We start from the raw sequence: 14,962 nt of genomic DNA on the forward strand, positions 1-14,962 counted from the left end.
CTACTTATTATTAAAAACGAAGTGACAAACAGCTTAATCCGCCATCAAGTTTACGGAACTCAGATGTATCAAGTTCAATCGTGCGGAAGCCGGCTTCATTAATTTTTTGCTTTGTTTGCGGGTATCCGGATGGAACGATGATATAGTCGTTGACGCGAATACAGTTTGCTGCATATTCCTCTTCCGGAGGAACAACAATTTTTTGATAGGAATTAAAATCCGGGTGGTCTACAAATTCTCCAGCAACGACAATCGTTTGATTGCCAATATATGCTATTCCAGTTTTCAGGTGGAAGAATTTTTGTAATGGAACGATGGTTGCATTATAGCCTTCGGCTTCTAAAATTTGCTTAAGCTGTTCGGCGCCTTCCTGGTTCGTCCGGGTAGAGACGCCAATGTAAAAGTGATCTTCGATTTGTAAAATATCGCCGCCATCAAGTGTGCCAGGCGCTTTAATATAGTAGATTTTATCAAAGAAGGATTTGACTGCCGGCTTTATTTCGTGAATTTCGCCATTTCTTTTTTCCGCACCAGGGTTGGAAATAACTGCGAACTCTGCAGTTAAAACAGCTGTATCTTCTACAAACGTAGAATCCGGGAATTGATCATTGCTTTGAAGAACAGTTACTTCTGTACCGCATGTTTTAAGTGCTTCAATATAGGCATCATGCTGCTCTAATGCTTTTTCTAAAATAGGTGTTCCAAGGTCAGATGTTGTTAATCCATTGATAAAAGTTGAGCCGGGTCTTTTTACAATTGTGTTATGAAACATTTTTGCAGCTTGTGATGATTTTGTTGTTGATTCTCTTAACATGTTTTATTCCTCCATCTACTCTTGTGATTTATTAATTTTGGTTAAATACGTTCCACTGGGCATGTGAGGCATGTTGGTCCTCCAGTGCCTAAATATGAAATTTCATTACCTTCATATTCATAGACAGTCGCTCCTGCATCCAATAGTCCCTGTTTGGTTTGAGGATTTCCGGAAACAATGACACAGATGCGCGGTGCAACAGCCAGCACATTACAGCCGAGCCGCCGGTATTCATCGTCCGGTACTTCAACCAACTGGATGCCACGTTCTATCAGCATCTGTCTTAAAAATACCGGCATAAGACGTGAATACACCACTGCAAGATTTTCATCTACGATACTTATAAAAGACATAAGGTGAAGACACTCCTCTTCTCCTTGATCATGCGGGAGTTGAACAACTATACATTCATCTACTATATCTTTTGTCATTTCTTTAATTTGGCGAATCGCCTCATCGTTTGTTCGATATCCGCGTCCAATTAATAAAGTGCGGTCATCTAACCAAACAAGATCTCCCCCGTCAGCTGCAGCATCACCAGTTATTTCCCCCAGAATCGGGATGTTTTTTTCCTGTAAAAATTCTTTATAAATTTCTGCTTCAGGCTGACGTAATTTTTTCCCTGATTTTAAAATCATTGCGCCTTTTTTCGTAAATTTAACGGGATCATGTGCATAAAGCGAATCTAGCCCCACCTTTTCTGAAACCGGCAGAAATTCAATATAGCCGACATGCTCCTTGATAATGGATAGAAACTGTTCGTATTCCTGGTGGGCTTTCATATAATCCGGCTCACTGATATAGTTGAACTTTTTCCACTCACTCCTTAAATGCTCCTGGCTGATAAAGGCTTCTTTTGGATGCTTTACAATGACAGTATTTAGCTTTTTGTACATTGAAGTCACCAATTGGCTTAACCTCCTTTTTTCCGCATATCGGAATTAGTTTCCTCTGACAGGAAAACTTATAATATGATATTATAGTGATAGATTCTTCATGTCAATATATTTTGAATTTACTGAATAATTTATTTCAATACACTTATGTAAATTAAAAGGAATGGAAGGATAAAAGATGCAGACAATCGATCGTGCCATGCAGGTAATCAAGGTTTTGGCTAAAAATGACACAAGAATGTGGATTTCCATTACAGATTTATCAAAGGAATGCGACTTGCCTGTCAGTACACTTCATCGGCTCCTGCAATCCATGAAGCAGCACGGACTTATTCAACAGGACCCAGATTTGAAATTATATTCTATGGGTAACACCTGGTTAGAATATGGACTTAAAATGTATGACACCTTTGATTTTGTTGGACTGATTCGCCCAGAGATGGAAAAATTAATGCATGAGGTGGAGGAGAGTGTGTATTTTAGCAAGCCAATTGGATTAGAATCACTTGTAGTTGAAAGAATTGATTGTCTCAACAATCCGATTCGAATCAATGATCAGCTGGGGATTCGAATCCCGTTGAATATTGGGGCAGCCAACAAAGTGTTATTAGCCAATATGCCTAACTCCGAGTCTGTTAAAGTTATTAATTCCTTAGTGCCATCTGAGGAAAGAGATTCGTTTATAAAACTATTAAGCAAAGTTAGAAGGCAGGGTTATGGGGAGAGTCATGGCGAACAAACGCCTGGAACCTCTTCTGTCGCTGCGCCTATTTTCGATCACGCAAATGAACTCCTGGGAGCCATAAGCATCGGATATGTTAATTTCAATATCACAGAAGAAAGACAAAACTGCTTAATCGAAAAAGTAATCGAATACGGAATGCGAATCTGCAATAAATTAGGGAGTAAATACTGAGGTAATTAAAAAAGAGTTCATTTTAACAACTATTATGAAGAAATTGTCCTTAAGTGCTATATAACAATAAAAAAAACGCAAGGTTAAAAATCGCCTTGCGTTTGAAGTGTATATTAACCAGCAAATTAGTTTCCTGTTCAACCCAAAAACACATAAGAAAATCATTTCATAGATTCAGACTTTAAATAGACTTTAAATAGCTAGAAATGAAAAAATGCCCAATCCCTTAAATACCAAGGGTTTGGACACTTTTTTAATAAGGTTTATGAAAGCGTTAATTCGTATTATGCGAACTCATCTACCATTATTTTACACCCACTGATTATACAGTTGTTTTCTTGCTTCATATATAAACGAGCGTACAGCTGCGTTTAATGCGGGCCGTTATGTCCTATAATATAGAACCAGTATACATGCTAACGGCATACCCTTTCGAACAAAATGGCAGTAAATGCATGGCGTAATGTATGTGGCGAAATATGAGCACCCAGCTTTTTGGTATAGCTCTCAAATTTTAATTGGGCGCGGACACATCGGACCAGTGCTTTTAGGATTCACAAAAACAAACGGGAGTGTGTCCTCATGGGTGTCTAAATAGGCTTTCAGATGTTTCCCACACTCTCGTGTAAATAGCACAATGCGCTCTTTTTTACCTTTCCCTTTTGGTATCGTTATCATGCGTTCCGGCCATTTTATATCCACCTTTTTCATGACTAACTCCCGCAAGGTCCTTTTCTTATTAAACTAAAGCACCTTTAGTTCAATAAAACCGTTAAAACTGAACACTAAAACCGTTAAATTTGTGGATTCCTGTACCGAATTTAGTAAGTTTATTTTCTCTCAAAAACTTAACTGCAATTTTTACTTCTTCTAAAATTTTTGGTTCAAGTCCTAAAGTGTTATGTGAACCGTAAACCATTGAGATGTTTGGTATCTCTGAAATTCTTTCCAACGAGTTAACTAAATCAACAGGGTTTGTTGAAGGATAAAAAGCATATATAGGGGTTTCATCATATAGTAAATCCCCTGTAAACAAATAACCGTTTGTTTCATCAAAAACCGATATATGACCAGGAGAATGTCCAGGAGTATGATAGATTATTAACTTTCTATTACCCAACTCAATTACATCGCCATCAGCTAACAACCCTGTTGGTTCGCCTTGAAATGGTTGATATGTGTTAGGATTAAATGTATTCGGAGTAGGCAATGTTATATCTCTACTAACATCTTTTCTTATTTGTTCGATTGATAAGCCTTTTATTCCATTCACTAACCAATCTTTATCTCCCTCATGAACATATATTCTTTCAAATTCGCCATGACTTCCAATATGATCAGTGTGGACATGAGTAGTGATGACTTCAATCGGCAAGGTAGTCAACTGGTCAGTAACTCTCTTTATATTATCAATACCAAGACCAGTATCAATTAGTACCGCTTTTTGATTACCTAATAATAAAAATGAATGTACCTTCTCCCAATGTCCATATTCACTAATTACGTATGTATTACTATCAATCTGTTGCACAGTAAACCACAAATCTTTAATCATACATTGCCTCCAAAATATTATTTTACTTCCCTACTTGTTCTACATTACAAACCAATATCCCCTCTTATTGAACTTAACTCCCTCAATAAAAAAAGCGTACACACCCGATTACTCCTGATTTCTTAGATTTTCATAGCTATTTACCTGCCGGTAAATGGGTTTCAATTGGAGGATAGTAACTGAAAAGGATATATTTGGGCACGCCGAGAAAAATGAGCTACAACCCACTAACCAATCTATTACAAAAATTGGTGGAGTAGTAAGAATATGACCGCACTGGTAGATGTCCACATATCTCATGGAGGTCAACCCTCCCATGCCTCACAGAGTCTTCGCTCTCAAATTCCTTCGTCCAACCTTTCCATGAGGTGGATGTCGGCCATGCTGCCCCACAGGGTCCATGCCCGTAATTTAGTTGCTTTGCCGACTAATCCGTGCTTCAAATGTCTCCAAAACTATAAGCCAAGAACTATTTCTAATCTAAACGAAACCAGAATTAAGCGGCCAGTTCTGCCTTCTTTGATCCTGCCAAGTGAGGGATATCTTTTAACATCTTTTCTTCACTAAATTCAAATTGCTTTTTACTTATACTAAAGAAAATACGAATCAATTTATTACACAAAGCGATAAGGGACTGCATCTTCTTTAGCGGGTTGTCTGGCCGTTGTGTAAAGTAAGCATGCAGGGCCTTAAAAGCTGAATTTTTGGCAACGAGAATCATGCAAACCCTAAACAACAGAGCCCTTAGCTTCTTCCGTCCTCTCTTGGAGATGGTGGTTTTTCCCTTATGCTTTCCAGACGTATTTTCCTTCAGACTCAAGCCAGCCAGCTTAATAATTTGTCGGGGGTGAGTGTACTCACGTAGGTCACCCACTTCCGCAAAGAAACCAGCGACTGTATCTCTTCCAACACCCTTGATCGCTAACATTTGGGCTACACCTGGAATTTCATCAAGCAGGTAATCTATTTTTCCGTCCAATTCTTCGAATTCCTTCTGAATCAAATCATATTTAACCAGAAGAGTTTTCAGCTCCATTTTTGCCATCTCAGAGCCTTGGCGAAGTCCGATGGACTGACTCGCTGCTTGCTTTAACTCCCGAATCTTATTAGCACCTACACTTCTTTTTACGGATTTTCTTAAATGGATAAGCAATTCATCTTCTGTGAAATTGGCTATTTCATGCGGTAGAGCATAAAGCCGTAAGAATTGTAATGCAGCCTTGCCCTCCCACTTCTTAAAGACCTTAAGAAATTCCGGAAAATACCGGTCAATCCAGTTATGCACCTGGCCCTGGACCGTTTGAAGGTCATCGGTTAAAAGATCGCGTATTTTCTTTGCCACACGGAGTTCGGCATAAACACCTTGCGGTATGGTAGGTTCGGCGTATCTTCCGTCCTTGACCAACTGGGCAATGACCTTGGCATCTTTTACATCATTTTTAGTTGGAGAATTATCATCAAGTTCCTTGCTTTTCTTTACGTGCAAGGGATTTACAGCTACAAACTTAATCTCGTTCTCTTTTAAAATATGACCAGGTTAAACCAATAATGACCTGTTGGCTCCATACCGACAATCACTTTCTCCATACTACGTGCTTTCTTCGTTTCTGAAATCCAATGAAGAAAATGCTCAAAACCTTCTTTTGTATTTTCAAAATAACAAGGGGTTCCAAACTCCATTCCCCTGAAATCCTGGGCACGTGCCACATGCTTGAATTTCGCGATATCCACCCCTATAATCAGGGTGTAAGGAGTAATTTGAGCAATCTTCTTATTCTGGTTATAATTCATTTTAAAGCCTCCTGGTATTTGAGTAATGTCCTTTTCGCTTGCCGGCTTCAGGACTCTCTCATTCTACCAAGAGGTTATTTTTTTGTTCAAACTCCATTTTCCTTCATTACAGGAATGCTGCCCCTTTTGTTTAAAAAGAAAAAAACTGCCTGAAATGGCAGCTGGTTCTTTAAGTATTGCACCCTATAGTTTAAGTGAAAATCTTCACAATCTTTTGTGTAGGGGCTTATAAAAAAGACGCCTTCTTACAAAAGAAAAGCGCCCGATTGTTGAAGATCTAACAAAAGGCAGATGGAATAAGCAAGTGAATATTATCTAGATATACTTTATTTACTTCTTTTATTTATAAATTTTAGTTTAAGAACTAGAAATAAATAATTTTTTAGTTAAGAAGATGTAAACCATGTTGTTGAATCCAATTTGTAATTTTTTCATGGCCAACTTGTCTTTCGTCGTATGTAATCTTTACTTCACCATCATCGATGTCCACCAAAGCTCTCTCAATGCCATCCAATTTCATGAGAATCGTTTCTAATGTTTGAATCGGTTCTTCACTTGTTGCTTCTTTAATAAAAATAGTTAATTGCTTCAATTTTAATCCTTCCTTCCGAACATTTATTCTTTGAGCTTCTGTTAGCACATTCAAGATAAATCAAGTGATTGATCGTCACCAGCACATCGTCTAAATATTCTCAATTGTTTGAACGATTTTCCATAATTCCATCTTATTTATTATTTTAATTCTCCATTTTATTACCACTGAATTATAGAGTATGTAAATTTTTAAAAATTAACCCGTTAAGATTTAAAAAACAATGAAAAATGAACTTATAGTAAAGTACGACGATATTGTGCTTATTTAATTGAGGAAACTTATTTTCATGGTAGTTTAAAAAGAAAAAAGCTGCCTGATTAGCAGCTGTTCTTGAACAAAAGCACCCTATAGTTTAGTGAAAATCTTTACAATCTTTTGTGTAGGATCATACAAAAAAAGACGCTTTCTTACTAAAGAAAAGCGCACAATTCTGGAATAGGCCTTTACAAATTGGCACTTTAACTCATTCTCGACTATTTTTTAAAATTCTCATCTACCAAAGGTTTTCCTTCTTGATCAACCATAACGGTTAATCCACTTCCAGCAGCAGTTAGATTCAACATGTATAGAACCCCCGTCTGATTATCACGAATAATCTTAAAAAGTTCTAGCTTTCCTTGGGTATAAATAATTTCAAAACGTTTGCTATCCATTATCCCGCTCTCCCCTAACCCGATAATTGCTAAAGTGATTCATTAATTTAAGTGCCGTTCTTGATAGCCTCTTTAATTTTTATCATTTGCCACTCTATTTATTAGCACCTCCAGGTTTTAATACTATTCAATTAACCCCCCTTATTTTCCTGCAAAGTCTTGTTTAGCTAAACTGCCCCTTTACTTGAATAAGAAAAAGCCACCTTACTTGGCAGCTGTTCTTGAAATAAAACTCACCATTAGATGAATAATGTATCTAAATTGATTAAAACATTCTGTTTTAGATAATTATACTGTTTATCATTAGTATCTTTATATGCTTCTTCTCTATTTGAAGGATTATCCATATATAAGATGTCTTCTATAAATTGAGAAGCTGTAAAGTCGTGTCGTCTTCCATTAATAATATTATAAAAATGCCATCCATCAGGTAATTTAGTTTTCTTTATTTCTCCATCTAATAGATCATTTACTACTAATGTGGTAACACCACATTGCCCCTTTGCAGGATTATACTTACTCCATTTTGAACTTGATTCTAAAGACCAAGATTTAGACAAAGCATTCATTATTTGTTCTATTTTAAACGTGTTATTCTCCATAAAAGTCCCTTCTCTTACATCTAAATACTTATCTTAATTCTAATTAAGCAAACCTGCCCCGTTAGTATAACAAGAACCAGAACTACCGTAGATAACCTCCATTATTAATATCGAACGTTGCGCCTGTATAATGTTTGGCATTATCTGATAATAAGAAGATAACAGTATCAGCCACATCTTCAGGTAGGACAGGCGTATCGATGAGTTGATGACTTAAATACTCCTCTTTTCTCCAATTAGGTATCATACCCATCATTGGCGTATTAACCATCGTAGGAGCAACAGCATTAACTCGGATGTATGGTGAGAAATTCATGGCACAGCTTTTAGTTAAACCTAGTATGGCAGCTTTTGATAACCCATAAATTGCATCTGAGCTGCCTTCCATGCCTGACACTGAAGACATATTAATGATGACTCCCTTACGATGGCTTTGGAACAATTTTTTGCCGAACATTTGTGAGAAATAAATAAATCCCTTAACGTTTATATCTAAGACTTTATCAATTTCATCTACTTGATAATCCAATATATTTTTCGCCAAATAAATCCCCGCATTATTAACTAAACCATCTACATCAGAATGTTCTGCTTCAACATATACAAAAAATTTAGCGACCTCTTCATAGCTACTTACATCTAATTGATATGTATGTAGATCAGAGCGATCATCCATTGACCGTTTTAAGTCATATAAGGAATGTTCATTAATATCGCATGCAATAACTGAAGCACCCTCATGTAAGCATTGCTTGACAACTTCTTTTCCTATCCCAGAGGCCGCACCTGTTACGATTATTTTTCTATTTTTGAGCACTTATCAAAACTCCTCTCTATATTTATTACTCCAATTAACTAAGTTTTATCATGAGCGTTACCCTTTAACCTTATTGTACTAACCTGCCCGTTTGTTGCATAAGAAAAAGACACCTGGCCTGACGTAGCATTACCCTTATGTTAAATCACAACATTTTTCTAAATGAATAGCACCATTTATCATAATCTAATTTGTCTTCATAAAAACGATGAGCATTGTTTCGCTGAATACCAGATTCTAATGCCACATATTCAGCACCATTATCCTTTGCCCAATTATGTATAAATCCTAATAATTTCTCTCCAAATCCATATGATCGGTATGCTTTATCTGTTACCAAGTCATATATATATACGTGACGTTTATTATAAAAGTTAACTCTCCAACTTAAGCCAGCTAAGGATACAATTCGATTATCTTTATATAAAGCATATAAAAAATACCCATCTTTCCTCATTTCTTCAAGTAAGTCCAGATATGTCTTTTCAGTCAAATCAGTTCGTAACTGTTTCATAATCGGAAAGGCTTCTAACCATTGTTTCTTGTCTGTTAGCTCTTGTATTGATTCTACTTTTGAATTATTCACATTAACGCTCCTTAAAATTATTATATTATTAATATTTAATTCAATTTTGAATTCCATAATTCCTTTTTCAATAAACCTGCCCCGTTAGTTAAGTAAGAAAAAGCCGCCATTGGGCAGCTTGATGTTAAAGTAATGCACCCGTTTGTTTAAGTACATTAATTCACAAACTCAAAAATATTTTCAGTTATTAAAGGAATACTAATTGATTGCTACTTTGCCAAATAAGTAAATAGGTAATGAAGAAACTTCGCTAAATTTACTTTCTAACAGTATATGTATGTTCTAAGCAGAAGGAAATTCAGTAAAAATATATCGTGTCACTCGAAAACTTCTAATTCATCGAATAAAGTGATATCTATCGGAACATAACAAAATCAAATTAAGTATTCCGCTAATTTATTGGTTACGGAACTATTAAGTGAAATTACATCTATATCTTCAGTGAATAGCTTTAAGCAATTATTAAAGTTGTTATAATTACAATAGAATTACTCATTCTTGGCGTCTTTTGCAAATGGATTGTCGTTCCTTGCTAATTACAGAAAGACAATATATAAGTAAAATGAAATAAATATCCCGTTAAAAGAGTTGGCTGTAATGTTCTGATAGATAGAGAGGTGTAATAGGAATGACTATAAATTCTCGTGTTAGAATACCGGATGGACTTTGGAGGGGGCTAAAAAAACTTGGAATTAATGCTCATGATTTGGTTCGGAAATCAAAAATGCCGCTTACTGTACTAACTGAACAAGTTGTCACTGTTGACCAATATTACACATTATGGCAAGCATATTCCGATATCATCGGTGACATGGAAGTTGGAATGCTGCAACTTCCGACAGTATTTGAAACAACACAGTATCCCCCGTCTGTACTGGCAGCTTACCATGCCCGTGATTATCGGGATGCTCTTGAAAGAATGGCTCGGTACAAAGAAATGTGTCCACCTGAAAAATTACGCATTATGGAGGAAGACACAAATTGTGTAATTGAACTGGAATGGTTTGATACGGAGCATGCGGGACCACCCCTACTTGTTGGGACCACTCTCGCGTTTTTATTGGAACTTGGACGACGAGGCACCGGTTATTCTATAAAAGCGAAATCAGTGGAATTTACACATTCATTTGGTCAAGTACAGGCGCATGAAGAATACTTTGGCTGCCCTATCCACATAGGAGCAGAACGTAATAGTCTGACATTGCAAAGAGATGACCTTAATCGCCCTTTTACTTCCTACAACGCTGACTTACTGGAGATCTTAACACCAGTATTGGAGCAAACATTAGAGGAACAGCGACACAGTCACTCCATAACAGAGATAGTTAAGTGGATGTTGAAACGCAATTTAACAGGAGAACGACTCGACATACAAGATGTAGCAAGTGAGCTCGGCATGAGCGAACGAACCTTACAGCGCCAGCTTACTTATGAAGAGACCAGCTTTAAGGAGCTGCTAAAGGAAGCCCGTCATGAACAGTCAAGACAGTACTTGGCTAATCCTAATCTAGATATTAAAGAAGTGGCATTTCTTGTTGGATATAAAGATCAGAGCTCGTTTTATCGAGCCTTCCGTAGCTGGGAAGGTATGACCCCTTTAAATTGGCGCGCTGAATATGCACTTATAAACGAACTAAGTTGATAACCAGCTTAAAGGAGAAATGTATCTTGGAAATGGAATTATTGAAAAAAACCGCTTTAGTTACAGGCTCAACAAAAGGCATAGGTAAAGCAATAGCGAAAGAATTGGCTAAAGAAGGAGTTAATATTCTCATAAATGGACGCAATTATGAGGAGGTAGAACGAACTGTACAGGAAATCAAATCAGAATTCCCGCTAACTTCTCCTCAAAATGCTGCAGCCGATATTGTGGATGTTCAACAAAGAGAGGAATTATTTAAAAAATTCCCGAATGTAGACATTTTAGTTAACAATATGGGTATTTACGAAATCATGCAATACGAGGATGTTACGGATGAACTATGGCAAAAATATTTCGAAACTAACGTATTAGCCGCAAATGGATTATGTAAACATTATCTACCAAAAATGCTGGACAATAATGATGGCCGCATCATCTTTATTGCAAGTGAAGAAGCAGTAATGCCCTCTGGACAAATGCCTCAGTATTGTATGACAAAATCAATGCTGCTATCATTGGCAAAAAGCTTGTCTATACTAACAAAAGGAACAGAAGTTACCGTCAATACGATTATGCCGGGACCAACACTTTCTGAAAATGTCCAGGATATTATTGAGGGTATTTACAGAAATGAAAACATAACCTTTTCAGAAAAAGAAAAACAATTCATGGTCAATAATCTGCCACAATCTGAAATACAGCGATTTATCAGACCGTTTGAAATAGGAAGACTAGCTGCATTCTTATGCAGTCCCTATGCATCTGCATTTAAAGGCTCACCAATCCGTATGGATGGAGGAATGGTCCCGACCATTTTTTAATTAAAAAAGCTGCCAGGAGGAGAATTTTAATATTAAAAAATAGGTTACGAGTGGCCTATTTAATTTGTTATAACTCTCGTGCAGTACTTACCTTTGAAGTAAACTTCCGAATTTATACGAGCTTTCAAAGTTCACGGCAAAGTTCGGAGCGTTTACTTTTACTAACCCTTCACCTAAAAAAAGGCCTCGTATGGATTCTTTCAATGCCTTTATAATGGTTTCGTAGCGTACCTCCTAACGCAATTTCTCCCAAGAGATGCTCATTTAATTTGTTATAACCATAAATCATTAGACGTTTTCTAAATATAAATATTATTCTATATTCTTCTCAATGCTAAAATTCCCATAATTCTCTCTCCGTAATATTGAGGTATCTATTCCTACTTTTACTGGATATAACATTATCCTTCTTGTGCTAAACTGCCCCTTTTGTTAAATAAGAAAAAGCTGCCTGGTTCGGCAGCTGATCTTGAATATAAGCACCCGTTAGCTGAATTAGGCTAGAAGTATTACATTTCGTAAAAGTTATCCCTTTCTACTTTACACACTCTGAGTGCGAAGCTCTTGTACCATTCATTTTTACCTCTATCCTGTGCAACTAGATGTACTAAGTGTTCCTTCCAATTCTTTATCGTATCTAAGGAATCCCAATATGAAACTGTAATTCCTAACCCTTCATCTCTTGCACTTTCTACACCTAAGAATCCCATCTGCTGAGAAGCTAACTCTACCATTTTTTCCGCCATTTTTCCGTAACCTCTGTCACCTTCAGTTCGCTGTGAGGAAAATATAACCGCATAGTAAGGTGGTTGAAGAGTTTTAGCAATTCCACTCAATTTAGTTCCCCCAATAATGTTTAATTTTACAGTATTCCTAATGTATAAAATTTTTACATAATTTCAAGTTTCCTTATTCATTAATAAGAAAAGGCCACCAAATTTGGTAGCCGTATCTTCAATTAATGCACTCGTTTGTTCAAATAAGCTTTTATTCTATATCACTTGTATATTTTTCTGGTAATAACTCCATTACATTACACTTTACCAATTCATTTTTATAAGAAATGATAACATCAGTATTTTTCCCGTAATCACTAATTAACTCTCGACACATACCACAAGGAGAAACAACCCAACATTTCTCTGTATCCTCGTGTGGATGCGGATGAGCCACTGCTACTATCGTTTGAAAATCGTGTTCTCCTTCTGATATAGACTTACCCATAGCCATTGCTTCACCACATACTGTTATTCTTCCGACATTTGCTTCAACATGAACTGCTGAAAATACATTACCAGATGTCGTTCTTACTGCTGAACCAATGTGATGTCGTCCATATCTATAGTTCTTTTCAATAACTTTTTCTGCTTCTTTAATCAATTCATAGTCTATATCTTCCAAAGGTCTTACTTTTAACACGATATTCTCCCCCTAGTTGCTTCTATTTAAAAAAATTCTTAACTCTATTTTAAGGAAATATTTACAGCTTCGAAAGCATGTATGTAGGTTGTGTCAAATAGAGAAACATTAGAATCCTCCGGTTTTACCAATAATCCAATTTCTGTACAGCCTAATATAATCCCTTTAGCTCCAGACTCGATTAAACCATGGATAACTTTTTTATAATAATCCCTTGATTCTTGATGAATCTTACCCAAACATAACTCTTCGTAAATAATCTTGTTTACAATCTCTCTTTCATTGTCATTTGGCACAATAACTTGTATACCGTTAAACTCCAAGCGTGATTTATAAAAATCCTCCTGCATTGTGTATCTTGTGCCTAGTAACCCAACAGAATTAATTCCTTTCTCTTTAATTTGGGCTGCTGTTGCATCTGCGATATGCAAAATGGGGATATTAATTTTCGACTGGATATCACCTATAACTTTGTGCATCGTATTAGTACAAATGATAATAAAGTCAGCCCCTCCCTTTTCCAAAGAACGTGCAGCATTACCTAACACTTCACCGGCATTTCCCCAAGCGCCTTCTGATTGGTAACGTTCAATTTCATGAAAATCGACACTATATAAAAGACATTTCGCTGAATGTAATCCCCCTAATCTTCTTTTAACTTCTTCATTGATAATCCGATAATATTCAACAGAAGATTCCCAACTCATTCCGCCAATAAGACCAATAACCTTCATTTTATCCTCTCCATTATCCGCTTTTCTCTTCATGATTAGCTTCGATTAACCTACAAACAATTCCTTTTTTATTCAACTAAATGGCCCGATTGTTGAAAAAAAATAATGACCATTGTTCAACAAACCTGCCCCTATTGGTTAATAAAGAGCATACAAAGTCTTTTACTTTAATAAAAAAAGCATCCATTTGTAAAGGATGCCAAATTTCAGTCCACTTTGTTTTTAAGACCTAGCAATCTGTTCTGCTGTTTTGTTCATATCTTTTTGTTCAATTACATAGACTAGCTCCTCAATAATATCGTTTAATCTCATCTGACTAGTATCTTTATTTAAAATGATTGAAGTTTTGTATAGCAACCTTTTCTCCTGTTCAGTCATTCATATTCCTCACCTCTACCTGGTCTTACTCTTCAGTATACCCTCGCTTCATATTAATATACTTATAGTTTCGAAGTTGAATTTTTCGACTTATTGATGAAGTGTAAACTTTGCTAGAGCCATTTTACTTTTTCGAACTATCCTCTAAACGTAAAATATTACTAGACCAGTTAAACGAAAAGTCTTCCTTATTAGTTTTAAATAGATCTTCAGCTTTCAAGTCCTTAGTCTTGTTCTCTACATCATTTTGAACAGACTGTTTAAACTCATTAAACTGTCGCTCTAAATCCTCCATTTTACGAGCATAAGACTCATCTTCTCTTTTATAGAATTCAGCCTCTTGCGCATACTTTTTCTTTTCATCTGGATCACTAGAGCTTTCTGCCTTGCTGTAAGCCTCTTCTGCTTGCTTTGCTTTTTCTTTTCCTAAGTTACTAAACCAATTTTTTATAAATTCAAAGGCTTTGGCAAAAATAAGTTCAGCCAATTCCTTCCCATATTTAACTAGTAACTTTTGAATCTCTGGCCAAATTTTTTCCATAAAGAATTTAACTATTACTTTCCGCATAGTAAAATATACCTCCTAAGATGCCTACCTCCATTATATTACAGACTTTTGGGTATACAATATAATTTTTTGTTAATGCACACATTAATTTATCCGCTGTTTTCACAGCAGTTACCTCTTTTTAAGAGCCCCAAATAGTTCTCTTATTCCAAAAACCTGCCCCGTTAGTTAAAGA

At 36.2% G+C, this 14,962-nt stretch carries 17 protein-coding genes and 1 pseudogene; 3 read left to right on the forward strand and 15 right to left on the reverse strand.

The genetic code is table 11. From position 1 onward, the window contains the following. Positions 1-10 precede the first annotated feature (10 nt). Positions 11-814: a dimethylarginine dimethylaminohydrolase family protein gene (locus IRB79_RS16115; RefSeq protein WP_279401024.1), complete on the reverse strand. Its 804-nt coding sequence runs from the start codon at positions 812-814 to the stop codon at positions 11-13. Between the two features lie 41 nt (positions 815-855). Then, positions 856-1,710: a dimethylarginine dimethylaminohydrolase family protein gene (locus IRB79_RS16120; RefSeq protein ID WP_243509476.1), complete on the reverse strand. Its 855-nt coding sequence runs from the start codon at positions 1,708-1,710 to the stop codon at positions 856-858. A gap of 178 nt (positions 1,711-1,888) precedes the next feature. On the opposite strand from IRB79_RS16120, the gene IRB79_RS16125 reads away from it, so the two are divergent. Continuing rightward, the gene (locus tag IRB79_RS16125; RefSeq protein WP_243503463.1) at positions 1,889-2,626 is read left to right on the forward strand and encodes an IclR family transcriptional regulator; all 738 of its coding nucleotides are present in this window, start codon (positions 1,889-1,891) and stop codon (positions 2,624-2,626) included. A gap of 507 nt (positions 2,627-3,133) precedes the next feature. Here the strand turns inward: IRB79_RS16125 and IRB79_RS16130 are convergent. The 8 genes and pseudogenes from IRB79_RS16130 to IRB79_RS16165 form a co-directional block, all read right to left on the reverse strand. After that, complete coding sequence (locus IRB79_RS16130) at positions 3,134-3,337, reverse strand: site-specific integrase (RefSeq protein ID WP_243503464.1); 204 nt, start codon at positions 3,335-3,337, stop codon at positions 3,134-3,136. Between the two features lie 61 nt (positions 3,338-3,398). Further along, positions 3,399-4,181, reverse strand: a complete 783-nt coding sequence (locus IRB79_RS16135; RefSeq protein WP_243503465.1) for an MBL fold metallo-hydrolase — start codon at positions 4,179-4,181, stop codon at positions 3,399-3,401. Positions 4,182-4,677: 496 nt separating this feature from the next. Beyond that, positions 4,678-5,972, reverse strand: a pseudogene (locus tag IRB79_RS16140) (IS110 family transposase). A gap of 382 nt (positions 5,973-6,354) precedes the next feature. Then, positions 6,355-6,564 carry a heavy-metal-associated domain-containing protein gene (locus IRB79_RS16145; RefSeq protein ID WP_243503466.1) on the reverse strand — a complete coding sequence of 70 codons (210 nt, stop codon included), beginning with the start codon at positions 6,562-6,564 and terminating at the stop codon, positions 6,355-6,357. A gap of 476 nt (positions 6,565-7,040) precedes the next feature. Beyond that, a complete protein-coding gene (locus tag IRB79_RS16150) occupies positions 7,041-7,220 on the reverse strand; it encodes a DUF6440 family protein (protein ID WP_243503467.1) in 180 nt (59 codons plus the stop codon). A 239-nt stretch (positions 7,221-7,459) separates the two neighbouring features. After that, positions 7,460-7,822: a YunG family protein gene (locus IRB79_RS16155; RefSeq protein WP_243503468.1), complete on the reverse strand. Its 363-nt coding sequence runs from the start codon at positions 7,820-7,822 to the stop codon at positions 7,460-7,462. A gap of 82 nt (positions 7,823-7,904) precedes the next feature. Continuing rightward, positions 7,905-8,639, reverse strand: coding sequence for an SDR family NAD(P)-dependent oxidoreductase (locus tag IRB79_RS16160; RefSeq protein WP_243503469.1), 735 nt, complete (start codon positions 8,637-8,639; stop codon positions 7,905-7,907). A 145-nt stretch (positions 8,640-8,784) separates the two neighbouring features. Then, positions 8,785-9,225, reverse strand: coding sequence for a GNAT family N-acetyltransferase (locus IRB79_RS16165; RefSeq protein WP_243503470.1), 441 nt, complete (start codon positions 9,223-9,225; stop codon positions 8,785-8,787). A gap of 628 nt (positions 9,226-9,853) precedes the next feature. Between IRB79_RS16165 and IRB79_RS16170 the strand changes: the two genes are divergently transcribed. Both IRB79_RS16170 and IRB79_RS16175 read left to right on the forward strand, forming a co-directional pair. After that, complete coding sequence (locus IRB79_RS16170) at positions 9,854-10,867, forward strand: AraC family transcriptional regulator (protein ID WP_243503471.1); 1,014 nt, start codon at positions 9,854-9,856, stop codon at positions 10,865-10,867. A 32-nt stretch (positions 10,868-10,899) separates the two neighbouring features. Then, a complete protein-coding gene (locus IRB79_RS16175) occupies positions 10,900-11,688 on the forward strand; it encodes an SDR family NAD(P)-dependent oxidoreductase (protein WP_431833438.1) in 789 nt (262 codons plus the stop codon). 509 nt (positions 11,689-12,197) lie between these two features. Here IRB79_RS16175 and IRB79_RS16180 read toward each other — a convergent pair. The 5 genes from IRB79_RS16180 to IRB79_RS16200 form a co-directional block, all read right to left on the reverse strand. Continuing rightward, positions 12,198-12,524, reverse strand: a complete 327-nt coding sequence (locus IRB79_RS16180; RefSeq protein WP_243503473.1) for an antibiotic biosynthesis monooxygenase family protein — start codon at positions 12,522-12,524, stop codon at positions 12,198-12,200. A gap of 151 nt (positions 12,525-12,675) precedes the next feature. Next, the gene (locus IRB79_RS16185; protein WP_243503474.1) at positions 12,676-13,107 is read right to left on the reverse strand and encodes a cytidine deaminase; all 432 of its coding nucleotides are present in this window, start codon (positions 13,105-13,107) and stop codon (positions 12,676-12,678) included. Positions 13,108-13,151: 44 nt separating this feature from the next. Beyond that, positions 13,152-13,841 carry an aspartate/glutamate racemase family protein gene (locus IRB79_RS16190; RefSeq protein ID WP_243503475.1) on the reverse strand — a complete coding sequence of 230 codons (690 nt, stop codon included), beginning with the start codon at positions 13,839-13,841 and terminating at the stop codon, positions 13,152-13,154. Positions 13,842-14,063: 222 nt separating this feature from the next. Then, positions 14,064-14,219, reverse strand: coding sequence for a hypothetical protein (locus IRB79_RS16195; RefSeq protein ID WP_009335269.1), 156 nt, complete (start codon positions 14,217-14,219; stop codon positions 14,064-14,066). Between the two features lie 124 nt (positions 14,220-14,343). Next, entirely contained in the window at positions 14,344-14,787 is a 444-nt protein-coding gene (locus tag IRB79_RS16200) for a hypothetical protein (protein WP_243503476.1), read from the reverse strand. Positions 14,788-14,962: the final 175 nt, after the last annotated feature.

The organism is Cytobacillus oceanisediminis (assembly GCF_022811925.1).
Lineage (GTDB): Bacteria > Bacillota > Bacilli > Bacillales > Cytobacillaceae > Cytobacillus > Cytobacillus oceanisediminis_D.